General features: G+C 46.8%; 22 protein-coding genes. 12 read left to right on the forward strand and 10 right to left on the reverse strand.

Annotated elements, in window-relative coordinates; translation table 11 throughout:
* Window positions 1-11 precede the first annotated feature (11 nt).
* Window positions 12-509, forward strand: a complete 498-nt coding sequence (locus tag MBEAL2_RS04125; protein WP_047151060.1) for a metallophosphoesterase family protein — start codon at window positions 12-14, stop codon at window positions 507-509.
* Between the two features lie 84 nt (window positions 510-593).
* Here the strand turns inward: MBEAL2_RS04125 and ymzB are convergent, their stop codons facing one another.
* On the reverse strand, window positions 594-950 hold the full coding sequence (gene ymzB / locus MBEAL2_RS04130; protein WP_047151061.1) for a protein YmzB: 357 nt from the start codon (window positions 948-950) through the stop codon (window positions 594-596).
* 196 nt (window positions 951-1,146) lie between these two features.
* Here ymzB and nadE point away from each other — a divergent pair, with 196 nt between their 5' ends.
* From nadE to MBEAL2_RS04170, 7 genes are all read left to right on the forward strand, one after another.
* Entirely contained in the window at window positions 1,147-1,962 is an 816-nt protein-coding gene (gene nadE / locus MBEAL2_RS04135) for an NAD(+) synthase (protein WP_047151197.1), read from the forward strand.
* An 80-nt stretch (window positions 1,963-2,042) separates the two neighbouring features.
* Window positions 2,043-2,237 carry a hypothetical protein gene (locus MBEAL2_RS04140; RefSeq protein WP_047151062.1) on the forward strand — a complete coding sequence of 65 codons (195 nt, stop codon included), beginning with the start codon at window positions 2,043-2,045 and terminating at the stop codon, window positions 2,235-2,237.
* A 516-nt stretch (window positions 2,238-2,753) separates the two neighbouring features.
* The gene (locus MBEAL2_RS04150) at window positions 2,754-3,662 is read left to right on the forward strand and encodes a TIGR01777 family oxidoreductase (RefSeq protein WP_047151064.1); all 909 of its coding nucleotides are present in this window, start codon (window positions 2,754-2,756) and stop codon (window positions 3,660-3,662) included.
* A gap of 97 nt (window positions 3,663-3,759) precedes the next feature.
* A complete protein-coding gene (locus tag MBEAL2_RS04155; protein WP_047151065.1) occupies window positions 3,760-4,707 on the forward strand; it encodes an aldo/keto reductase family protein in 948 nt (315 codons plus the stop codon).
* Between the two features lie 33 nt (window positions 4,708-4,740).
* Window positions 4,741-5,184, forward strand: coding sequence for a MaoC family dehydratase N-terminal domain-containing protein (locus MBEAL2_RS04160; protein WP_047151066.1), 444 nt, complete (start codon window positions 4,741-4,743; stop codon window positions 5,182-5,184).
* Window positions 5,185-5,195: 11 nt separating this feature from the next.
* Window positions 5,196-5,627, forward strand: coding sequence for a MaoC/PaaZ C-terminal domain-containing protein (locus tag MBEAL2_RS04165; RefSeq protein WP_047151067.1), 432 nt, complete (start codon window positions 5,196-5,198; stop codon window positions 5,625-5,627).
* A gap of 158 nt (window positions 5,628-5,785) precedes the next feature.
* The gene (locus MBEAL2_RS04170) at window positions 5,786-6,460 is read left to right on the forward strand and encodes an urease accessory protein UreH domain-containing protein (RefSeq protein ID WP_047151068.1); all 675 of its coding nucleotides are present in this window, start codon (window positions 5,786-5,788) and stop codon (window positions 6,458-6,460) included.
* A 240-nt stretch (window positions 6,461-6,700) separates the two neighbouring features.
* Here MBEAL2_RS04170 and MBEAL2_RS04175 read toward each other — a convergent pair whose 3' ends face one another.
* The 3 genes from MBEAL2_RS04175 to MBEAL2_RS28875 all read right to left on the reverse strand — a co-directional run bounded on the left by MBEAL2_RS04175 (window position 6,701) and on the right by MBEAL2_RS28875 (window position 10,171).
* Entirely contained in the window at window positions 6,701-7,867 is a 1,167-nt protein-coding gene (locus MBEAL2_RS04175) for an RNA-guided endonuclease TnpB family protein (protein WP_052947450.1), read from the reverse strand.
* Window positions 7,868-7,873: 6 nt separating this feature from the next.
* Window positions 7,874-8,284, reverse strand: coding sequence for an IS200/IS605 family transposase (gene tnpA / locus MBEAL2_RS04180; protein ID WP_201780800.1), 411 nt, complete (start codon window positions 8,282-8,284; stop codon window positions 7,874-7,876).
* 195 nt (window positions 8,285-8,479) lie between these two features.
* A complete protein-coding gene (locus MBEAL2_RS28875; protein WP_052947452.1) occupies window positions 8,480-10,171 on the reverse strand; it encodes a PAS domain S-box protein in 1,692 nt (563 codons plus the stop codon).
* A 276-nt stretch (window positions 10,172-10,447) separates the two neighbouring features.
* Between MBEAL2_RS28875 and MBEAL2_RS04190 the strand changes: the two genes are divergently transcribed.
* Window positions 10,448-12,019, forward strand: a complete 1,572-nt coding sequence (locus MBEAL2_RS04190; RefSeq protein WP_052947454.1) for an S-layer homology domain-containing protein — start codon at window positions 10,448-10,450, stop codon at window positions 12,017-12,019.
* 39 nt (window positions 12,020-12,058) lie between these two features.
* On the opposite strand, the gene MBEAL2_RS04195 is transcribed toward MBEAL2_RS04190, so the two are convergent.
* The 3 genes from MBEAL2_RS04195 to MBEAL2_RS31585 form a co-directional block, all read right to left on the reverse strand.
* Window positions 12,059-13,327, reverse strand: coding sequence for a glycosyl hydrolase family 18 protein (locus MBEAL2_RS04195; RefSeq protein ID WP_047151070.1), 1,269 nt, complete (start codon window positions 13,325-13,327; stop codon window positions 12,059-12,061).
* 149 nt (window positions 13,328-13,476) lie between these two features.
* Window positions 13,477-13,788: a hypothetical protein gene (locus MBEAL2_RS04200; RefSeq protein WP_047151071.1), complete on the reverse strand. Its 312-nt coding sequence runs from the start codon at window positions 13,786-13,788 to the stop codon at window positions 13,477-13,479.
* 465 nt (window positions 13,789-14,253) lie between these two features.
* Window positions 14,254-14,403 (reverse strand): hypothetical protein, encoded by a 150-nt coding sequence (locus MBEAL2_RS31585; protein ID WP_161798162.1) that lies wholly within the window; start codon window positions 14,401-14,403, stop codon window positions 14,254-14,256.
* A 152-nt stretch (window positions 14,404-14,555) separates the two neighbouring features.
* On the opposite strand from MBEAL2_RS31585, the gene MBEAL2_RS04205 reads away from it, so the two are divergent.
* Window positions 14,556-14,876: a hypothetical protein gene (locus tag MBEAL2_RS04205; RefSeq protein WP_047151072.1), complete on the forward strand. Its 321-nt coding sequence runs from the start codon at window positions 14,556-14,558 to the stop codon at window positions 14,874-14,876.
* Between the two features lie 63 nt (window positions 14,877-14,939).
* On the opposite strand, the gene MBEAL2_RS04210 is transcribed toward MBEAL2_RS04205, so the two are convergent.
* The 3 genes from MBEAL2_RS04210 to MBEAL2_RS31590 all read right to left on the reverse strand — a co-directional run bounded on the left by MBEAL2_RS04210 (window position 14,940) and on the right by MBEAL2_RS31590 (window position 17,759).
* On the reverse strand, window positions 14,940-16,661 hold the full coding sequence (locus tag MBEAL2_RS04210) for a hypothetical protein (protein WP_047151073.1): 1,722 nt from the start codon (window positions 16,659-16,661) through the stop codon (window positions 14,940-14,942).
* Window positions 16,662-16,675: 14 nt separating this feature from the next.
* Window positions 16,676-17,419: a hypothetical protein gene (locus MBEAL2_RS04215; RefSeq protein WP_052947456.1), complete on the reverse strand. Its 744-nt coding sequence runs from the start codon at window positions 17,417-17,419 to the stop codon at window positions 16,676-16,678.
* A gap of 193 nt (window positions 17,420-17,612) precedes the next feature.
* Window positions 17,613-17,759 carry a hypothetical protein gene (locus MBEAL2_RS31590; protein ID WP_161798163.1) on the reverse strand — a complete coding sequence of 49 codons (147 nt, stop codon included), beginning with the start codon at window positions 17,757-17,759 and terminating at the stop codon, window positions 17,613-17,615.
* Window positions 17,760-17,996: 237 nt separating this feature from the next.
* Between MBEAL2_RS31590 and MBEAL2_RS04220 the strand changes: the two genes are divergently transcribed.
* Both MBEAL2_RS04220 and MBEAL2_RS04225 read left to right on the forward strand, forming a co-directional pair.
* Window positions 17,997-19,769 (forward strand): vWA domain-containing protein, encoded by a 1,773-nt coding sequence (locus MBEAL2_RS04220; protein ID WP_052947457.1) that lies wholly within the window; start codon window positions 17,997-17,999, stop codon window positions 19,767-19,769.
* 15 nt (window positions 19,770-19,784) lie between these two features.
* Window positions 19,785-23,174, forward strand: a complete 3,390-nt coding sequence (locus MBEAL2_RS04225; protein ID WP_047151074.1) for a tubulin-like doman-containing protein — start codon at window positions 19,785-19,787, stop codon at window positions 23,172-23,174.
* Window positions 23,175-23,192 lie beyond the last annotated feature (18 nt).

Consider the following 23,192-nt stretch of genomic DNA (forward strand, 5'->3'; position numbering starts at 1 on the left):
GGTGCATCGATATGAGAATTGGTGTTATAGCCGATACGCACGTCCCTTCACGGGCCAAGAAGCTGCCTGCAGCCCTTGTAGAAGGATTGCAAGGAGTTGACCTTATTCTCCACGCGGGCGACTGGGTAACGCTGGATATCGTGCAGGAGCTGGAGAAAATCGCCCCGGTGGATGGGATTGCAGGAAATAACGACGGAGAAGAGATTGTCAGGCGGTTTGGCCGCAAGAAATTGCTTACCCTTGCCGGATACCAAATCGGAATGGTTCACGGTGACGGCCGAAGCAAGACGACGGAACGAAGGGCATGGGAGGCGTTTAAGGGGGAAGGTGTGGATGTCATTGTGTTCGGCCACTCCCATATTCCGCTCTCCCGCATGCAGGACGGAGTGCTTCTGTTCAATCCGGGTTCGCCCACGGATAAGCGCCGCCAGCCGAAGTTTTCTTACGGGATCATCCAACTGGGTGAAACGGTAAAAGCGAACCACTTTTTTTATTCGGATAAGAGTTGAAGAAAAGGCAAAACGAGCCGCACATTCAGAAAAAAAGCTCATCCGCTTTAGACAACGGATGAGCTTTTTTTGGTGATAGGAGTGTCAAACAGCGTTACGAACGATACGGTAACGGGCGCGATCCGTTACAATTTGCACGTCTGCAGCCCCCAGTTCACTTTCATAAATCTCTTCAATGGGAATCTCATAGCTTTCGTAGGGGAGAGGCGCTGCCACAGCCGTTTCGCTGCGGACGCTTCCATTTCCCTTCAGCAGGAGGGAGCGGGACGGAATGTAGTCATCTACAGTCTCTTCCCGTTCTTTTACAACAACTTCATCCAGCTGCAGGATGGTTGAATCTGTATCCCCATCCTCTTCTTTCGTAATTAGCAGGGTTTGTCCACACCATGCATCCAGCGCGTCTTTTAGTTGAGAAACTTCCTGTTTTCGTTTGTTGTCCATATCGCTTCACCTCGCTCATAGTACCCTTCCCTTATTGCCTGCTCCCTGAAACATTGGGCTTGTCAAATGCGGAAAAGCTGGGTAAGGAATAGAAGCGGCAGATTCCTGTAACTTGCGTCTTCGGCAGTGTTGTGATTATACTGATCACAGCAAGACACATAGAGAAAGGAAGCGATCAATTAGTATGACTCGTCCATTGCAGCAGCAAATTATTGAACAATTGCATGTCAAACCTGAAATCGCACCCGCGGAAGAGGAACGGCGCAGAATTGACTTTCTCAAACAATACCTTGTTAATTCGGGAATGAATGGCTATGTGCTCGGCATTTCCGGCGGGCAGGACTCCACTCTGTCCGGACGCCTGGCGCAGCGGGCCGTGGAAGAATTAAGAACGGAAACCGGCAAAGAGTATAGGTTCGTTGCCGTACGCCTGCCGTACGGTGTCCAGGCGGATGAAGCTGACGCACAGCGATCGCTCGATTTCATCCAGGCAGATAAGGCAGTTACCGTGAACATTAAAGGAGCGGTCGATGCTTCGATACAGGCGTTCCAGGAGGCGATCGGCGAGCCGCTGTCCGACTTTGCCAAAGGGAATACGAAGGCAAGGGAACGAATGAAGGTTCAGTACGACATCGGGGCGCATTACAACCTGCTCGTGATTGGGACCGACCATGCCGCAGAAGCTATTACCGGCTTTTTTACAAAATACGGGGATGGAGCCTGCGACGTAGCGCCGCTGGAAGGGCTGAACAAGCGCCAGGGCAGAGCGGTACTCAAGCAGATGGGTGCGGACGAGCGGCTGTATACGAAAGTGCCGACCGCGGATTTGGAGGACAATAAGCCGCTGAATCCGGATGAGAACGCTCTTGGCATTACGTACGAGCAAATCGACGATTATCTTGAAGGAAAAGAGATTGACCCCGGAGCCGCGGAAAAGCTGGAACAGCGTTTCCTGGCTACACGCCACAAGCGCAACTTCGCAGTGACCCCGTATGACAACTGGTGGCAGTAAAGTTTTGTCGTTAATTCGTCAAAAATTGTCGAAGGAAATACAAACTCCCTGTCGAAAAAGTAAGCAGGGAGGCGATACCGTTGAACTATAAAGCAGAAATTATTACCGGCCGCGATGTTCAGGTAATAAAGGAGCAAGTCAAAGAGTTCCTGCAAAGGATAGCTGATAAGCCGATTGTTGAGTACTGTGAGAAATTAGGCACGAATGATAAAACAGTCCAATTAAGCAGCACAGTGGAAAATAAGTATTCTGTCCTCATTGTGTATGAGGCATAAAAACCAGGCATGCAAAAATGCCTGGTTTTTTATTTTATGCGAGGGAAAAGCTTAATTATTAGGCAAAATGGAGATATAGTTCTGCATTACCAATAACTCCTTTTGTAATCGCAGGGTTCGCCGTTCGACCCGTTTTGCGTGATGGTGTGGGATTATTTAATGAAAATAACTTAAGCGGAATTTGGAGGACCATCAAGAATGTCGAAGATGTTTTTCTTTAGTATTCTAGTGCCATTATCCATCATTTTAGTAGTATCCTCATTTTATTTGGAACGAAAAGGATATAAAGAAAAAATGATATATAAAGTTGTGAATATAGGGACATCATTTATGGGTGCGTTTACTGGTGTTATGATTGGAGAAGTATTTGGTTTATCTCGGATACAGAAATGATTCAGCCGGTCTAACAATATGAGTAAGCATACCGATCTCCTTGCCTGCATGATAAAATTCATATAGTCAAGCATTTGGAGATCCTTAACAAAGGGTATCAGAATTTTTGGGGGAGGGAAGTATGTGAGAATTGCGATTGCAGGAGGCACGGGCTTTATCGGTACATACCTCATACGGGATTGGATGGAAAAAAAACGTGAAGTGATTGTCATCACCCGCAAATGTGACGGACGGGTACAGGGGAAATTTCCCGGCGTCCGCTGCTTTAGCTGGGATGACCTTAAACGGAACCCATCTCCCTTAGAACATCTGGATGCGCTCGTAAATATGGCGGGAGAATCAATCAACAGCGGCAAATGGACAAATGAGCAGAAGGAAAGAATCCTTCTGTCAAGAATCGAATCTACCCGCAGCATCGCCCAGATGGTGGGAAAGCTCACATCCGGGCCGCGGGTTATCCTAAACGGTTCGGCTATCGGCATTTACGGGCACTCCACGGTGCAGAAATTCGACGAGAGCAGCCGAGCGTATGGCAGTGATTTCCTCGCCCAGGTTACGAAGAAGTGGGAGGAGGAAGCAGACCATATTCCGGCTCCCCGCATCGTAAAAATCCGTACCGGTGTTGTCCTCGGAAAGGATGGAGGAGCCTTTCCTAAAATGGCCTTTCCCTACCGGCTGTTTGCCGGAGGGAAAATCGGAAGCGGGAGCCAGTGGTTGTCATGGATACATATTGCGGACTATGTTCGCCTGCTTAACTTTTGTATTGAGAGGGAGAGCATAGCAGGGCCCATTAATGCAACCGCTCCCCACCCGGTGACAAACGATGATTTTGGAAGGGTGCTTGCCCGGGCGGCGCACCGCCCCCACTGGCTTCCTGTCCCGGAATTCGCCATGAAACTGCTCCTTGGAGAAATGGCCGACCTGGTGCTCAAAGGGCAGCACGTAGAACCGCGAAAATTGATGGAGGCGGGTTTTCGCTTCGAATATGATACGGTTGAGAAAGCACTGGCCGAGCTTATGGCGACGGAATAAAACACATTTATTGCTCGCACTCGGCAGGATTTTCTCCTTGCCATCTTTAACTTAATTAGGAGAGTGACCATTCATAACAGCAAAGGAGGCTTTTTTAATGAAATATAGACGGCTTGGCAAATCGGGTTTGAAAATTAGTGAAATCGGCCTGGGCAGCTGGTTAACGTACGGTGGAACCGTAGCTGACGAGACAGCAACGACATGCATCGATAAGGCATATGAGCTGGGTATTAACTTCTTTGATACGGCCAACATTTACCGGAAGGGCGAGGCGGAAGTTGTAGTCGGCCGGGCGCTGCAAAAATACCCGCGTGAATCGTTTGTCCTTGCGACGAAAGGGTTCTGGCCGATGGGGGAAGGGCCGAACGACCGAGGTCTGTCCCGCAAGCATATTTTCGAGCAGGTCCACGCTTCGTTAAAGCGTTTGAATGTCGAGTATGTCGATTTGTGGCAGTGCCACCGCTTTGACGAAACGACACCGCTCGAGGAGACGCTCCGTGCCATTGATGATTTGATTACCCAGGGCAAAATCCTGTATGCAGGCGTTTCCGAATGGACAGCCGTCCAAATTAACGATGCCCTTCACATTGCAGATGTAAAAAACCTGGACCGCATTATCTCCAATCAGCCGCAGTACAGCATGCTGGAGAGGTATATTGAAAAGGATGTCCTTCCGCTCTGTGAAAGAGAAGGGGTCGGACAGGTTGTATGGTCGCCGCTGGCGCAGGGCGTGCTTACAGGCAAGTACAAGAAGGGTGAAAAGTATCCGGAAGGCAGCCGCGCTACGGTTGACGATACAAGCAAAATCATCCAGCGTTTGTTAACCGATGAAAATCTTGATAAAGTAGAGAAGCTGAAAGAAGTGGCTGAGCGCAAAGAGTGCACGCTGGCTGCCCTGGCCCTGGCCTGGGTTCTCCGCCAGCCGAACGTATCCAGCGCCATTATTGGGGCGAGCCGCCCGGAACAGGTGGAAGAAAACGTAAAGGCTGTGGATATTGAATTAACGGCGGAAGATGTACAGCAAATTGAAGAAATTCTGGCATAATCGATCTGCCTGAAGCAAGAAAGGAGAATTTGTTTGTCTAATCCTCAGGATAAAGTAGGCTATACATTTACGCCGCACAGCGGCACAATTGAGCGGGGGAAAATCCGCGAGCTTGTCCTTGCCATCGGGGATGAAAACCCGATCTACACGGATGAAGCGGCGGCGAAAGCGGAAGGCTTCACAGGCATTCCTGTCCCGCCGACCTTTATTGAGGTGCTGGATATGTGGGCCGGCCCCAGCTTTGAAGACTTAATGGAACAGCTCGGCATCGACGGAAAAAAGCTGCTGCACGGGGAACAAAGCTACGAGTATTTCGCGCCGATTCTGGCAGGGGACACGGTCCGGGCGGAAACCGCGGTAACAGACGTAAAAACCAAGCGGAACGGCATGGCATTTTACACGCTTGAAACGACATATCATAACCAGAATGACGAGAAGGTCATGACGGCCCGGATGATGCTCATTCGGATGCCGTAAGGAGGAATACAATGGAAGCTTATTTGATACAAAATCCTGCCGTACAGGCAGGAGAGGAGCTGCCTCCGCTTACTAAACCGGCTGTCACAAAAACACAGCTTGTCAAATTTGCCGGCGCCTCGGGAGATTTTAATCCGATACATACAGTGGAAGAGGCCGGACAGGAAGCGGGCCTGGGCGGAGTCATTGCCCACGGCATGCTCATTATGGGATTTGCCGGAGAAGCCTTGACTACATGGGTGCCCCGGTCTGCCATTCGCAAGTTTTCGGTGCGTTTCTCAGCGATTACCCGGCCCGGAGACGAAATCCAGGTGCGTGGCGAGCTGGCCGGCAGGGAAGAAACGGAAGAAGGGACACTAGTTACGATTAAGGTGCAGGCGGTTGACCAGAAGGGCGAAATAAAAGTAAAAGGGACATGTGAAGCGCTGCTGCCGCTTAAATAGAAGAAAAGCCTGAGACGAACAAGGGTCTCAGGCTTTTCAGATTGTCGAGAAAGTAATTTAATACCATAGTTTTGCTAAAAAGCGAATTAATATTTCATGCACTTTACAAATATCAAGATATATAATCAATATAGTTGTTTGAAAATGGGGGGTATAGTATGGAGGGAAGTTTGTTATCTATTCTGGGCTTGGGGTTTGTTCTTGGAATTAAACATGCAATTGAGCCAGACCATGTAATCGCTGTATCTACGATTGCTAGTCAAAGCAAGAAGTTGTCACGTTCCTCTCTTGCTGGAGTGTTTTGGGGAATCGGTCATACTGCAACATTGTTTATTATTGGAATCATGCTTATTCTTATGAAAGGTAAAATACAAGAGAAATGGGCGATGACCTTAGAATTTTCAGTTGGAGTTATGCTTGTTTATCTCGGCACTACCAGCATCCTTTCTTTTAAAAATGCTCATGTGCATAAACATGAACATAATGGAGAAGTACATAAACACCAACATAAAGATATCGATTATATAAAACCATTGATAGTTGGCCTGGTACATGGGTTAGCAGGAAGCGCTGCGATGGTTTTATTAACAATGAGTACAGTAAAAAGTGTGTGGGAAGGTGCAGCTTACATCCTTGTATTTGGTGTAGGAACTATAATTGGTATGCTTTTCTTTACTACAATCATTGGGGTTCCATTTGTTCTTAGTGCTAAAAAGGTAAGTATCAATAAAACCTTAACTCAGATTACGGGTGTAATTAGCACGGTATTTGGTATCTATTACATGTACAATTTAGGAGTAACAGAAGGATTGTTCAAACTATGGATGCAGTAATTGAATAAGTGAACTACTCGGCACTGAAGTGCCGAGCTTCTTGTGGGCAGACCTTTCGGTCTGAATTACGTGTAACCACTTGAACTTTTCATGTTTCATCGGCGTCTGCCCAACCCCAAAAAGAGGTGTGGTACAAGCATTCCTTTCGAAATTCCCATCTTGCCGTGGCTTCAGGGGCTTACAACATCTCCACATGCACACTCCGTCGTTCCAACGGTGGAAGAAAATAAAATGTATCCATTAGGCTCCGAGAATGCGGAGTCCTTCTTTTTCAAGGTTAAGGGCTGCGTTTTCATCGCGACCGTGCTTTTTGCCGCAAGAAAGGCAAACCCAGGTCCGTTCATCCAGGGTAAGCCCCTCTTTTTTCTTGTCGCAGTGCGAACAGATTTTACTGGACGCATAGAACCGATCAACGATCACAAGGGTTCTGCCTTTTCTTTCTGCTTTGTACGTTAAAAAGTTACGGAATTGATACCATGCAGCATCGGCGATATGTTTGGCTAGTTTCCGGTTCTTTACCATCCCGCGCACATTCAGATCTTCGATACAGAGGATTTGGTTTTCATCCGTCAGTTTTTTTGACTTTTTATGCTGAAAATCTTTGCGCTGATTGGCAATCTTGGCATGAATCTTTGCCACTTTCTTTTTTTGCTTGATGTAGTTGTTCGACCCCTTTATCATACGGGAAAGGCGCTTCTGCTGCTTTCGAAGCTGCTGCTGTGCTTCACTAAAATAGTGAGGGTTAGGCACAGGGTTGCCGTCCGATAAAACCGCAAAGGTTTTGATTCCAACGTCGATTCCGATGGCCCTTCTTTTCGCTACCGGCACTTTTGCTGGTTTTGCTTCTTTTTGAACGCGAAGGGAAACAAAATACTTTCCACCCTTTCTTCGAATCGTGGCGGCTTTAATGACGGCTCCCTTATTTTTTAACAGGCGTCTGAGCCTCACAAAGGAACCTTCGCATTTCACTTCACCGAGCTTTGGAAGTTGAATCAACGTAAAGCGGTCATTGGTAAAACGAATGTTGTTGTTGGTTTGATTGGTGGTATAGCTTTGTTCGTCCCGTTTCCTTTTGAAACGGGGGTACTTGGCTTTTCCTTCAAAAAAGTTCTGATACGCATCATCCAAATCTTTGACCGTTTCCTGGAGCCCCATGGCATCGACTTCCGCAAGAAAAGGGATCCGCTTTTTGAGTTCGGGAAGCATGTCTTTTTGTTGTTTAAAAGAGATGCTTTCTTTTCTCCGTTTCCATCCTTTGGACCGTTGGTCCAGGAAAAGATTATAAATAAAGCGTCGACAACCAAAGGTTTTCATCATTTTTGTCTCTTGTTCCGCATTGGGATATAGCTGAAGAAGCATGCCAAAGGTTTGTTTATTTTCCTGCTTAGACCGTTTCTTTCGAGCCATAGAGGGTTACTCTCCTTTCTTTTGATTTTCAATATACTGACGAATGGCATCTTCCGATACCGAACCCACGGTTTCCAAATAAAAACTCCGGTTCCACAACGGTCCATTCCCCAATTTTTTCTTCAGATCAGGATATTCCATAAATAGTTTTCGTGCGGATATTCCTTTCATCATTTTCACTATGTACGAGGGTGCGATTTTAGGATGAGCAGAAACAAAAACATGAAGATGGTCCTGTTCACCTACTTGGGCTTGATGGACGATAAACTCTTTTTCAGAAGCTGTCTGTTGTAAAATTTCAATCAATCGTTGTTCTATTTCTGATGTTAAAACTTTGTTACGATATTTAACAGACCATACCATATGGTAGTTCACATTATATACACAGGTTCTTGCTTTTACTATGTTATTATTCATACACATAGTATATTTAATTGGTGTATTTTTAACAACCTTATAATCAAAAAAAGTCGGTCAAATTGAACTACCTAAAGGCAGTCCTTGACCGAAGCGCTCTCATCTCCCCATTGAAATAGGGACGGTTCCCACGCTAATTCCTAAAAGCCGATATTTCTTTACTTTAGAGATACCGGCTTTTGGTTTGAAATGGTCTCAGGCTTTTTTTACCTCTCCGGTACATACCCGGTTCCGTCCCTGCTGTTTTGCTTTATAAAGCGCCCGGTCAGCCGCTTCGATTAAGGTCATCTGCGAGGCCTCCTCATCGGGGACAACCCCCGCCACACCAAGGCTAATCGTAACATGGCTGCTCACGGGAGAGAGGAGGTGCGGGATGGCCAGTGCCTCTATCTGCCTCCGCAGTTGTTCAGCAAGAGCCATCGCACCCTCCAATGCAGTAGTAGGGAGCAGGAGTATGAACTCTTCTCCACCGTAGCGGGCAACAAAATCCCTGGGCCTTTTTGCCAGCACTTGCAGCGTACGGGCTACCTTTTTTAAGCATTCATCACCTTGGAGGTGGCTGTATGTATCGTTATACGCTTTAAAGCAATCGATATCCACCATAATAGCGGAAAGAGGCACGCTGCCAAGGGTGGCACGCTTCCATTCCATGTCCAGGAAATCGTCGAAATAACGCCGGTTCATGATGCCGGTCAAGCCGTCGATAAAGGAAAGCCTGTGTAATGTTCTGTTCATTTCTTCCAGTTGCATTTCCGCTTTTTTCCGCTCGGTTATATCGCGCAAAGTAAACACCATGCCGGTAAACACCCCTTCCTGGTTGAACAATAATGTGCTCACCACTTCAAGCCAGACGTAATGCCCGTTTGCATGGCGGCCGCGCAGCTCTCTTCTTCCGGAAAGAGAGTGACCGGCAGCCATCGCTTTCGTCTCGGCCCGCAAGAGGCGCTTTTCATCCGGGTGAACGAAATCAAATACCGGTTTGCTGAGCATGTCTTTCTCCGTATATCCGAGGAGACGGTTATGCGCCGGGCTTACGTATGTATAAAGAAAGTGCTCGTCCGTCTCTGCAATCATATCCAGCATATTATCAGTAATCCTGCGCAAACGTTCTTCGCTTCTCCGCAGGGCTTCCTCCGCGTTCTTTTGTTCTGTAATGTCATGAATCATGACTTGGGTGGCCGGCTTTCCCTCATAACTAATGGCAGTCGTCGCCACTTCAACGTCAATCTCTTCCCCTTGCAGGGTAATAAACTTCTCCTGTATAAGCAGTATATTCGTCCTGTTTACATAGGATTTATCGATACGCTCCCTCACCATGTTTTGATAATCGGGATGGACGAAGTCGAGCACCTGCCTGCCAATGAGTTCGCCTGCATCTTTTGCCCCAAACAGCTTCGCTCCCGCGTTATTAATAAATAGAAGCCACCCGTCCGCATGGACAGCGATCGGCTCGGAGGAAAACTCAACCAGGCAACGGTACCGCTCATTGCTCTCCCGCAGTGCGCGCTCTATTCGTTTTTGCTCCGTAATATCCCGCGAGATACCGGCTAATGCGGCCACCTCCCCTTCCTGATCATGGATAGGAGAAATTGTAATGCTTATATGAAGAAGAGAGCCATCCCTGCGCTGCCGCTGTGTTTCGAAGTTGGTCACATGTCCGCCGGCCCGCACCTTCTCATAAAGCGCCCGGGTAGATTCTCTCAGGTAGTGGGGGATAAGCGGGGATGTCGATTGCCCGATGATTTCACCGGCGGGCCAGCCGTACATCTCTTCGAATGCTTGATTCACCTGAAGAATGTTCGCTTCCAAATCAATGACAATAAAGGCGTGGGTTGTATGGTCGATGAGCGATTCAATACACTTTTTCAAATCGAGTCCTTGTTTCATCGTGCGCACTCCTTGTCTGAAGCTCTTAATTGCTGCTTCTCTTTCTATTATAGTAAATTTTTACTAGGAAATAAGGCGTGATAAGTGAAAAATTATGTAAGCTTTAACAGTTTTTCAATTACAGAAACATAAAAAGGAGTGATCAATGTACAAAAATACTGCGTATAAATTATAAATCTAGCATTTCCAAATTTAACTTATATTTTTTCTATCAAACCTGATGTACAGTAGATAGAGAAAAAATAGCCAAGATTAACTAGGGAAGGTAAAATCTAAATGAAAAGAATTGCATCTTTGTCTTTACTCCTTATGCTTTTATTTACAAGCGCCTGCAGCCCACTGGGTGCAACGCAGGCAAGCGTTTATGAACCGTTTGCTGATATTGGAGCAAGCTTTGCCCGCACGGAAATTATCAATTTATATAACCAGGGTATTGTTTCAGGGGAGGGTAACCAGCGGTTTGCCCCGAAAAAACCCGTGACAAGAGCTGTCTTTTTGTCTATGCTCACCCGTGCTCTCCATTTAAAACCGGTGAGTGGGGCGATCCCGGTTTTCCAGGATGTCCCTAAAACACACTGGGCTTATGCGGCCGTACAGGCCGGTGCAATACGCGGGGTCACTTCCGGGCGAACAGCGGCACAATTTGATCCGGAAAGCCTCGTTTCCAGACAGGAGGCAGCCTCTCTGCTTGTGAAGGCCATCCACGCTTCACCTGAGGAATTGCTCCTTCCATATACGGATCGAAATGAGATAGCACAGTGGGCAGCTCCGGCGGTAGCGGCAGCGGGGCAGCGAAATCTTATGAACGGATCAGGTGGGAAATTCCATCCGAACGATTCGTTAACCCGGGAAGAATTGGCTTCCATTTTGTCTCGTTTATTGTCTCAAGAGGACGCAATCCCGGCTTCAGCAGGAAATCAACCGATACATATGGGCTGGCAGTATCTATCCAGCAGTTCTGCTTATACGCAAAAAGTGACCCAGTCAGGTATCGTCAATACGCTGTCTCCCCGCTGGTATTTCCTTGAATCTGACGGCAAATTCAGCGACAGTACAGATGCATCGCAAATCACATGGGCAAAGCAGCATGGGAAAAGCATCTGGGCTATGGTCGGGAACCGGTTTGATGATAAAGCGACACATCAAATGCTGATCCAGGCCGATAAGCGCGCGGCGGCTGTCCGCCAGCTTGCACAATACGGACAGAAATACCAGCTCGACGGATTGAACATTGATTTTGAAAACATAAAGCCCGGAGACAGGGACGCTTTTACATCGTTTATTGCCGAGCTTGCAGCGGCTCTTCATGCGGACAACCGTAAACTTTCCGTCGATGTGCCGCCGGATCTGGGAACGGACTGGAGCGATCCGTATCATTATGCTTCTCTCGGGAAGTCTGCGGATTACGTTGTCGTTATGGCGTATAACGAATACTGGTCAGGCCAGGGAAAGCAGGGCTCCACTTCCTCGCTGCCATGGCTGAAAAAACACGTTCTAAAGCTGACACAGCAAATGCCGGCAAACAAAATTATCGTTGCCCTGCCTTTTTATACGAACGATTGGTGGAAAGAGGGAGGGCAGGTTAAGTCGGAAGAGCTGACCATACAGGAAGCGGTGAAGCGGGTGGAACAGCGCCATGCAACAGTGCGATGGGACCCGGCAGCGGGCCAGTACATCGCTTCATATTATGCTAACGGGCAGCAGCATACAATCTGGGTAGAGGACAGCCGTTCTTTATCGCTAAAGTACCGGACCGTTATGGGAATGGGCGTTGCAGGTGCGGCGTACTGGTATATAGGTGCTGAAAGCCCGGATGTATGGCCTGCAGTTAGCAATGAGCTCCATTAGGAAAGGAACGCCGTGGGATTTTTCTCACGGCATTTTTTGTTATTTAATAACGCGGAAGTTTTTCTGCATATAAGACCAGTTCTGCGGAAACGGATAATTCAGGTGCCAGAATGTTGCCCCACGCAGCCGGTACACTTCCATTATTCTATATTTGGCCCGCAGGCTGCGGACGTCCTCAAACCAGACGATTCTCGCCTGCGTTCCCTGTGTGTACTGAAAAAACGGCGCTTCCGCCTGCCAGTTATATTGGATGGAAACCCTTTTGCTGATTGCCAGGTTCTGGGCGTCACCCGCCGCCAGAGCGCTTGCTGTCGTAGCAGGTGTATCCGGAAGCGGCCAATTATAACCATAGAATGGAAGTGCGATCATGACTTTGCTCCGGTTTATCTGGCTTACTATATATTGAACGACTTGCTCAACCCACCAGATCGGAGCGATCGGGTTCGGGGGTCCCTGCGGATAGCCGTATTCAATCGTCATAACGGCCACAAGGTCGGCGATCTGGCCGATCGTCTTGTAGTCGAACGCCCCGGTGAGCCGGTTTGCAGGATCGTCCTTCGTTTTCGCAGGGACATTAATGTGCAGGGTGCCCGTGCCAGGCGCAGCTTTAAGTTCACGCAGGAAGGTGCTGAGCTCGGGTCTTCTTTCGGGTGGGATAAACTCAAAATCAACACTGATCCCGTTATAGCCCTTCTGCTGTACTGCTCGGGAAATGTTTCGCACAAGCGTCCGCCTGGTGTCCGGGTTTTGAAGCACCTGGCCGATTCGCACCGGATCGAAGCCGCTTCCTGTCCAGTTTGTCAGAACCATAAGTGGTTTAACACCGTTTTGTTTACTTTCACGAATGGCCCTTTCATCGTCCGGTTCATTTACCGTTCCATCCGCATTAATCGTGTAGCTGAAAATCGCCGTGTAAGAAAGCTGCCTCGCCACTTCAGGAAAAATAGGATGAAGAATGTCCATTTCCTCCGGGATAAGGAATCCAAGTGATTCCATGGAATATTTTAGCGGTGTTGGAACGGAGAGCCGCTGTCCGACGGTAAGCTGGTTTGGATTTGTTCCGGGGTTTGCAGCCGCGATTAGATTTGTGCGTGTACGGTAGCGGTTGGCGATGCTCCACAGCGTATCACCCGGTTGTATTTGATAGAACTGTTCAGGTAATTCGTTTTGTGGAAGATAAAGGGCGAGCCCGGGGACGAGTGAATCGCCTGGAAGGCCATTTATCTTGCGTATCGTCTGAATAGGCAGGCGGAAGGTTTGTGAGATTCCCCATAGTGTGTCCCCCCTTTTAACTGTATAAACTCCCAACTTATTCGCTCCTTTCCCCACGATTAATGCAAAAGCACCCATTTCTATGGTAAAGCATATGCCTGAATCCGGGAAAAGGAACCACCTCAAAGGAAAAAGAAAACACCCTAAACTCTGGTTCCAATCGTCGAGTGCTAGGGTGTTCATTTTTATTTTGGTAAGACCAGCACCTGATTTCGCAGCGCCCTCTTAAGTTCCCTTTTTAGTTTTGGATCAACCGATTGCTCATTCATAATGCGCTGGTAGCCGTCTCGAACCCAACGCCAGGGAATGGCGCGGTTTTCTTCTTTGGCAGTTTGGATGACTTCAATATAATGGCGGACATTCTGGTTCGTCAGCGGTTTGCCGAGCAGTTCCCGGGTTACATACTCCACCATTCGTTTTTGTTTATCCTGGTGGGTGATATACGAGAAAACAATAACCGTCGTTAGCATAGCAACAATGCTGAGAAATCCCATCATGGCGCGATAACCTCTTTCGTATAAAGATTTGGCTACTATGTTTATACCCTGATAAACGTACTGCACACCTTCGTGTCCAGTTTTCACTTGGAAGGTGCTGTTTTATACGTTGAAATTATTTTTCAGTTTGGCAGGCGGTAACTGTAGTGTACGCTTAGCAGCTCGTACCCGGGAAAATCGGCCTTGTGTCCGGCCTTATGATTGGCCTTGCCGTTGCGTTTCGGGATGAAAATTCAAGAAACTTTCGCAATTGACACCACAATGAAAGATGATAATGCGAAAATCCTGCGAATACCATAACGTAAGAGAGAAAAATGGTGTTTGTAGGGGGTGGGGTAATGAAGGGGCTTTATGAGTCAGAGGTGAGATATGAATATTTTAAAGGAACCATTGCCAGCATTACATTCAACATATAATGATAAGTTTTTCATAAAGGGGACCCCTGCCAGGGAGTCCCCTTTACATTTAACGATGTCTCGCTTCTTTCTCATCCAACCGGTAGGCTACGAAGGACGGATAGCCAAATTCTGCAATTTCTTCCCATACAGCATCCATATCAAACCCTGTCGCCTGGTGCAAACACGCTTTTTCCGTAGAACATAATGGACATTTCATCGTTATTCCTCCTCTTATTTGGTGAATTTCCTTGCTACATTGTAAAATTGATTTTATAACAGAATTCTTTTTTAAAAAGGTAGTTTGTAAAATTATCTGCTATTTTTTTTGTATATAAACATTGTCTTCCATATGTAGATGGAAAACAAGTAATGTTTGAATCTCCGGTTGCGCGAACATTTATTAATGTAACAGGGCAGGGTGAAAATGAATTTGCGATGAGCGAGGTCGTACAGCTTGGTGAGGGGTATGAAAAATATCTTCACTTGTTCCGCTATGAGAATGGAAAACTAACTTCCCTTGGAACGGTAAAATACGAAGATTTTTCTAAAGTGTCAGCAACAGTTGCTACGTTCAGTCAACAAGATCAAACTTTTTATGTTCATTTCTATAAAAATAAGAAGCTGGTCGGTGTAGCTACATACCAGTGGAAAGATGGACAGATAGTAAAGACAAACGAAATAAAACAGTAAAAATAAAAAGAAGCGGAAGAGATTCCTTCGCTTCTTTTCTGTTAAATGGTTCCCGTGCGGCTCTCACGGGTTAACGCCCCCGGTCACACTGTCTCCGCCGTTATCGACGGGAGGCAGCGGATTGTTCGGATCAGAAAGGTTCGGATCCGAAGGCACACTGCTATTGCCGCTGTCAGACGGCGGCGGATTCATCTGAACCGAGTTTGGATCCTGCAGCCCATTATTTCCACCCTGTTCACTCCCGGGAATACCCGCAGCTGGGGCCGTAGGATAACCGCCTGCCGGGGAGGATGGGTCACTGCTGCCTGTGTATTTCGGCCCGCTGAACTTATATTCCCCGTCCAGCGGTTCGTAATAAGCCAGCTGGCCCGCGCCTTCGCCTGCTGGATTGTTTACGACCATTACACCTGGGCTTTCCATATAGAAACTATCGGCCTCAAACGCAAAGATTTGCTTAAAATCAGATTCATGAACCTCAAAGCCGGCAAACAGCGATGCACGATTGTCTGACTGTGCTTCGACAACGATGACCGGCAATCCTTCCGGGCTAATCTTTTCCTGGGTATAAAGCGTTTTTGGGACTATTCCCTCGCCTAAGGCTCCTTCCACTGTTTTGAAGCCATCGGAGAGGAGGCTGCCATAGTATAATTTACTGTCATCAGAGATGGCTGCCACAAACGATTTTGCGCCCCACCGGTTTTTCCCGTCTGTCGTAAACGTGAATCTCTTGTCCGGAAATTCACGCTGCAGAAGCCGGACAGGCTGCTGCTCATCCCATTTCTGCTGGGCTAACGCAATTTCCCCGCTTGTATCCTGATACGGTTTTAGCTTTTCATAAAGATCGATCGCTTTACTGAAGCTGTTCTGTGTGGCAAACCGTTTCGCTTTAGCAAGCAAACTTTTAATTGTTCTCTTAATGTACCCAAGTGTACCGGAGCCGGAAGGGTAGTATTCCTTCAGTTCTTCATATTTTTTTGCGTGTTCCGCAAAATCGGCGATATTATTTTGGCGCAGGTCTTTTTCCAGGACGCTTCGGCCAAACCTATTTACCGCTGTAAGCAGCCAGGGAACAGCGATTGAATTTTCTTTGTATATTTTCAGCGTAAGTTCAGTTTTATTCATTGTCTCGGCAAATTTTCTGCTGCTGCTGAGATAGCTGAACTTTGTCAGCTCGTATTTTTTAAGCTGCGCCTGCATCTCCTGTGTTTTCTTCTTTTCGCCTCCGAAGTATTGGGAGGGGATCTTAAAATAAGAGAGGAGAAAATCTTCCTTATCATAATTTTTACTCTTGATATTTTCTTTCATCTGGCCGACAAATCGCGCTTTTGCTTCCGCAAAGGATTTGGCCAGGCTGTTTTCCATCGTGTAATACTTTATCGCCTGGTTGAACATCTCTTTGTTTTTCTTATCCAAGGTGCCGGATTTCTGTTTCTGCTCCTGATACCCGGCGTATGCCTGAAGCAGGAGAGGGAAGTCGCCTGTTTCTCTGGCCAGCATAGCCTGCTCTTTTAACAGCCGTATGCGCCGGACAGGATCCAGAGCGGATAAAGCTTGCTGGATCCTGTCCTCTTTATAGTCAATCGTTCTGTTTTCTTCCGCCTTCGTAAAATACTGCTCAGCCAGTACCATGTTGTTCTGTTTCATATATTTCTCCGCTTGCGTGTAGGCGGAAATTTTCATTGAGGTATTGTACAGTTTGTAGCCGGCGGCCGCAAGAGCGAACAGAAAAGCAACAATAAGTACATTTCTTATCATGATTGTTTTTCTGGGGGATGGTAAAACCATAGCAAGCGTCCCTTCTAAAAGAATCCTGAAAAGTCAGGATCAAAATCGTATTTCGCTTTAACCAAAGCTTTCGTCCGTAAATAGAGCTCCTCCCAACCGTCGGAGGGGTGAGCCGTGACCAGCTTGCAGAGCCGCAGAACTCTTTCCTTTGGCAGGTACTCCATATAAGCAACAATAAAGTCTTTATAGCGGTCGACATACGGCTTCATACGCAGTGCCGCGCCGGCCATGTTTGTAAGAATATCCCGGCCGTTCTCCTGGAGAGCAATATGATGGCAGTGGACAACGGCATAATCAAGCATGCTTTTTTTAATCAGTTCTTTTTTCACTTTGGAAACTTCCCAGGCGTAGTTAACAAAATCTTTATCATAAGAGGACGGGATGAGCGTTTCCAGCTCCAAATCCATATCTTTGCGGAGCACAAAGTGATTCAGGCACATGACTTTGCGAATTTTTATCGTATCATTGATGAGAAAACGGCCGACCTCCCGCAATTTTTCATAACTTTCTTTATACCGTTCTTCTTTAACATCCGTTACGGCGGAAGTGCTGTCCAGCAGTAGTCCTTCCTTAATTCGATAAGCCTCGCTCGTCAGCCATGCTTTATACTGCACGGTTTGTTCATAAGGTGCGAATCTTTTATGCAGAAAAAGGTAGCCGATAAGCAATCCGATTCCGATTACAGCGCCAAGGACAAGCTCAAGCAGTGTGCCGGCGAGAACAATGCCAAGGCAGAGAAGAATAGATACGATGAGCAAATCGATATGGAGCTTCGCCTGCTTACGGTATGTAATAAAGCTTCAATCGGTATGAATGTATGCTGTTTTCCGCAGGCAGCGCACGTATCCTCCCACAGGACGGAATAATTGCCGCAGGCTTTGCATTGCCTAAGGCGCTGGAAAGCATGGGATGTCTTTTCGCTCTTTCTAAATTGGACAGGCATTTTGTTCCTCATGATTTATCACGCTCGTTGTTCAGCATGGCAATCAGGCTGTCGTCGACTTCTTTGAGAGATACTTGGTTTTTTTTGTAGTTATAGAGAACCCTGAATTTGTTGGCGATAAATAGCCCAATCAGGGCCAGCGTAATATATGTCATGTAAATCTAACCACCTTCTACTAAAAAACTCTATTACCCGGTTATTTCTATCCGACCCCGGACGGAGCGTCAATACAGTATAAGCCCCATTTACCAATCGACAAATTTATTGTATTCTTTACAAGAAGTCCCACGAATCATTATAAATCGGGGGAACTCGTTTTTCCAGTATTTAATAGATTCATAATTTTTTCGCTAGTGTGCAAGTTTTGATAACCGAATGTGGAGGTACTCATCATGTTTTGCCTGAGAAAAAGCACCAAATATCCACTGCTGCTCTTGCTCGCCTTGCTTTTTCAATTGTTTTGTATTCCATCTGCTTATGCCGCACCGGCGATGAAGTCAAATATTGACGCAGTCCTCGTTGTAGACGTGAGCGGCTCGATGAATGCAAGCGATAAAAATAAAGTAAGCAATGAAGCGATGAAGATGTTTGTGGACATGTCTTCCCTGCAGGGAGATAAAATCGGGGTTGTTGCTTATACCGACCAGGTTGCACGGGAAAAGGCACCGATTACAATCACTTCAGAGCAGGATAAAAACGAAATCAAATCGTTTATTAATAAACTGGAAAACCGCTCCTTTACCGATATTGCCGTGGGGGTAAAAGAAGCGGTTAAAATTCTTGAATCGGGCCATGATCCGTCCCATTATCCAATGGTTGTCCTGCTGGCGGACGGCAACAATGCGCTCGATCCGAAATCGGGGCGAACCCAGCAGCAATCCGACCGGGAAATGCAGCAGGCAATCCAAACCGCGAAGGCAAACGCCTTTCCTATTTATACGATTGGGCTAAATGCGGACGGTAAGCTGAATAAAACCGTGCTTGAGAAAATCGCGGCGGAAACGGACGGCAAATTTTTCATGACGAACACAGCGGACTCACTTCCTAAAATCCTGAGTGAGATTTTTGCCGATCACTTGAAGTTGAAGGTCGTTCCTCTAAAAAGCCTGGTAGCAAACGGACAGTTTCAGGATGTGACCATTTCCATCCCCAATTCAAATGTGCTGGAAGCTAACATTTCCCTTATGTCGACCCAGCCTGTAGAAGCGAAACTGTTTGATAATACGGGGCAGGAACGAAAAATTCCATCCAGCAATGTATACTACTCGAAATCGAATGCCTATTCGCTGATTAAACTGGTCAAACCTGCTTATGGTGATTGGAAACTGAAAGTAAAAGGAATCAATCAGAACAAAATCGACATTAATCTCGTCTTTAACTATGACCTTGAATTAAAGATGGACCCGCTGCCGGCGAAAAAGTACAGCGCAGGAGATACAATCAAGGTAAATGCTTCCTTTGAAACAAATGGAGCGAAGGTAGCGAACCCGGATTTGTATAAAAATATCAAATCCGTGCTGCTAGTAACAGACTTGCAGACGAAGCAGGTACATAAGATAGATTTACATAACACAGGAACTGCCTTTACAGGAGACTTCAAACTTCCGGAAGCCCACAGCTATGAAGTGAAAGTACGGGCTGAAGAAAAAAGCTTTTACCGGGAGACACAGCCGGTGACCATTACCGCAGGACAGGGAGCGACCGGCGTGCAGGCGGCAAAGCAGCCGGTTGAAAAACCGTTCCCCTGGATGCTTACCATCGGCAGCATTCTCGGTCTGCTGCTCGTGGCGGCGCTCGTTATTTTCCTCCTTTCCGTGGTGAAGAAAGCAAACAAAGGCTTTACAGGGCAGCTGGCTATCGAAATTCGCGATGAAAACACGGGTGAAAAAACGAGCCCCCAGTATAAAAAACTGCATGCTTTCAAAGGAAAGGTTAAGCTGCACCAGCTTCTGCAGCTCGCTCCGGAGTTTGCCGAAACCGATAAAATTGTCTTCTTTCCGGGCAGAAATGACACGGTTATCTTAAAGAACAATTCTGCCTGTGTTATTGAAAAAGCGGGTCGGGCGCTCGATGCAAGCAAAGGGATTGAATTGAAGAACAACGACCGCATAAGAATTTCGCTGCAGAGTATTGAAAAATCCATCTCTTTAGAATTTATTTTGTAGGAGGGCATTTACACCGTGAAAGCCGTTGTGAGAGAACATATCCAGCAGTTAGATGTTTCCCTGGGCGGGGGCATTGTCAGTGAAAAAATTCGTGTGGACACGATTGATAACCCGATGCTCGTCATCGGAATCGGCGGAACAGGCATCGATGCCCTGCTTCGTTTAAAATACCAGGTAAATCGCAGATTCAAACTGCCGGAAGACCGGCTGTCTAAGAAAAAGAAAGAGAAGCCGGATAACATCGAGTTCATTGCATTTGAAACAAACGAACACGACCGCAACAAGAAATATAAAGGACTCGGGCTTGATCCAATCACGGAGTTTGTCCTGCTATCCAATGCAGAAATCGGCGGGCTGCTGCAGAATCGCAGCATACTGGAGCCGTACATCACAGACTGGCTTTCTCCTGAACTGATTATTACGGATGGGATCGGAGGCGCTTCAGGAATCAGGCAGGCGGGCAGGCTGCTCTTATTTACAAAAATTACTCAGGTTGTACAGACGATTGAGAAGAAAATCAGGGCGCTCTCCGAAGGAACGAATAAAAAACTGACCGTATTTATTTTATCCGGACTGTCCGGCGGGACCGGAAGCGGCTGCTTCCTTGACATCTCGTACATTGTGCGGGGGATTATGGAGAAGGAGCATGGCAGCGCGGGAGTAGACAGGGTCAACATTCTCGGGTATATGTTTACGCCGGATGTGAACTTATCAAATAAAAGCTTAAGCACGCATGCGAGTGAATACATAAAGAAGAACGGATATGCGGCGTTAAAAGAACTTGATTACTGGATGAATGTGGATGAGCGCGGCGAGCGGTTCAAACAACAGTACGGTAACATTCTAACGGTAAACTCACCCATGCCCCCCTTCAACCTGTGCCACCTCATTTCCGCTACCAACCTGGAAGGCAAATCGCTGGAAAATGCGTACGACTACTGCATGAATGTAACAGCCGAGAACATTACTAACTTCATGGCTAACGAGGAAAAGCAGTCCGGAGAAGAGTTCGCGATCCATGATTACATTAGCAATATCCGGACAAATATTAATCAAATGCCAAAGGCATATGCCGCAAACTACCAGTACAACATCATTGGCGCTTCTTCCGCCGTGCTTCCAATTGAGGAAATGACCACATATCTTGCGTATAAACTGTTTAAGAAGATGGAGAAGATGTTCGCGATTGTGCCTGGCCAGGAGGAAACGGAGAGGCTGGCCAGAAGGCTGGGCATCGACATTGATTCGGTGCATCGTAAGTTCCAGGAAAGAGTCCCTGAACCGCTTCCGGGCTACCAGAACAGTGAGAGATTAAATTATAGCAATGTTGTGAAGCAGCAAATTATCAATATGGATACCGAGCTGGAGCAGAACTACTTATCAAGGGCGCGGGAAGAATATATCAAATGCAAAAAACAGTTGCCCGGGGAACTGGTTGCCGCTTTCTCCGAACAGATGACGAAGATTTTCCTTCATCCTGAGCAGGGGCCGTTCTATGCTTCACGCATCATTTACTCGGAAAAAGGCTTCAGTTTGCTGAAGATGATTTCTTCCTACATTGAGAGTTTAAAAGAGAGCAGGGAAAGAATCCCGCGCGATATTCATTCCGCCGGGGAATTCGCTCATGAGCGGATGGGGGATGCAAGGAGCGCCTTCATTTCGAAAGAGAAGAAGAAGAATGTGTACATTGAAGCGAAAATTAATGAATACGACCTCCGCGCCGATCTGGAGAGAACAGAGCAGATGATTGATTTCTACGAGGATTTATCCAATCTGTTAAACAGGGAAAATTCTCGTATTTACCAGGTATTTACCGAAATTCTGAATGCACTGAACCAAATTTTTGAGAAGAACGGCGATATTCTGATTAGCGGACAGGAAGAACTGGACCGCGGCGGCAATAAAACGTACTACTGGAACATCGTAAGCGTACCTGACATCGCCAAAGTTATCGGCGATATACTGGATGATCGAAATGCGGACGATTTGATTCGTGAGTTTACAACAGAATTGCTAAATCGCTCAGACAAATGGGTGAAGGAGCAGGAAGTAGATATTATCAGTTCCATTTCAGACTTCCTGACAGAAGAATTCGGTGATCTAATTACAAAATCAATGGAAGACTTCATCATGATTAAGTATGGCGAGGATGAATCGATTGAACGGATTGTGGAACGGAAAATTGCCGACAAGCTGAATGAAGAAGCCATTCCTGTTTTCCACCTGAGCAACAGTTCCGGCAACCTGCACTTCCCGTCATGGGGCTTTGTTTCCGTGCCAGTAAAGGCGCCGAATATCTTAAAAGGAATTAAAAACTATCAAAACACGGCGGTCACACAGTCACGGTTTACCGTGAAAGAAAGTGAAGTAAAGAACCGGATTTTCTGGTTGAATACGAAAAACGGCATTCCATTGTTCGTCTATACGCCGCTCAAGGTATACGAGGAAAGCTATGAAAAAACGATCCTTGATAAAGAAGGAATTGGCCGCCATCTTGTACAGACGGAAAGGAACAACTGGACGTATCTTCCATCCCCAATTCCAGAAAAATCGTGGGGCGACATTTATGAAAACAGGCGGGTGAAAGAATTCAATATCCGGATGCGTGAGCTATTCAATTCGGCCATCGCGCTCGGATGTATCGCCCAGAAGAACATCGACGCGAATACAAGCAACCGGTACGAGTGTATCATTACGAAGCCGTTTGAGCTTTCCCGTGTTCTAGCTAAGTACAACATGCAGCTGGATCAAATGAAGCCCAATTTGGCTGAAGTAAAAAAATGTACGTCCGAGTTAAAGGCCTTACTAAACGGAGGACTTGAAAGAGAAGGCGTCAGGGATATCTTTGGCAGTGTTAATGAAGAGATGGCGAAGGAAAACCTTATCCGTTCTCCAGAGCTCGTTGCCCTGGTGCGGCAAGAAGTCCGTAAATATGAAGAAATCCGGCAGAAGGCGGAGGAACTTGAGAAGGTTCTTGCCTCCTTTGAAGGAGAAGATGAATTGTTCGAACAGTTTATCGAAGCAATGTACACCGGCAGCATCTGCAAAAAAGGAGCGCTTTATGTGTATGACAAAGATGCGGATGAAGACGCATGGGAGCCGTTTGTTAATTTAACCAAAACAAATCAGTTTATTGAATACGCGATTTTTGAACAGTTCCGTAATTTGGACGCGAAGCGTATGAATACGCTGCGTAAAAAATCGAGCAGACGCAATGCGGAGCTGACCGCTTCAGAGGATGTGAACGGGTTAGTTGCCACCATCGAGGAATTGGCCGCCGCATTCCAGGAGAATAAATCCGCGCTCGATTACGACCGGGATGAAATTGTAAACGGAGAAGAAATGTACCATTTCTATAAGCAGGTATCAGGCAAAGTAAACGCGATGGTAAAAACGCTAAAATAGCCTGACTTCCTCGGGAGG

It is taken from the genome of Aneurinibacillus tyrosinisolvens, assembly GCF_001015055.1.
Lineage (GTDB): Bacteria > Bacillota > Bacilli > Aneurinibacillales > Aneurinibacillaceae > Aneurinibacillus_A > Aneurinibacillus_A tyrosinisolvens.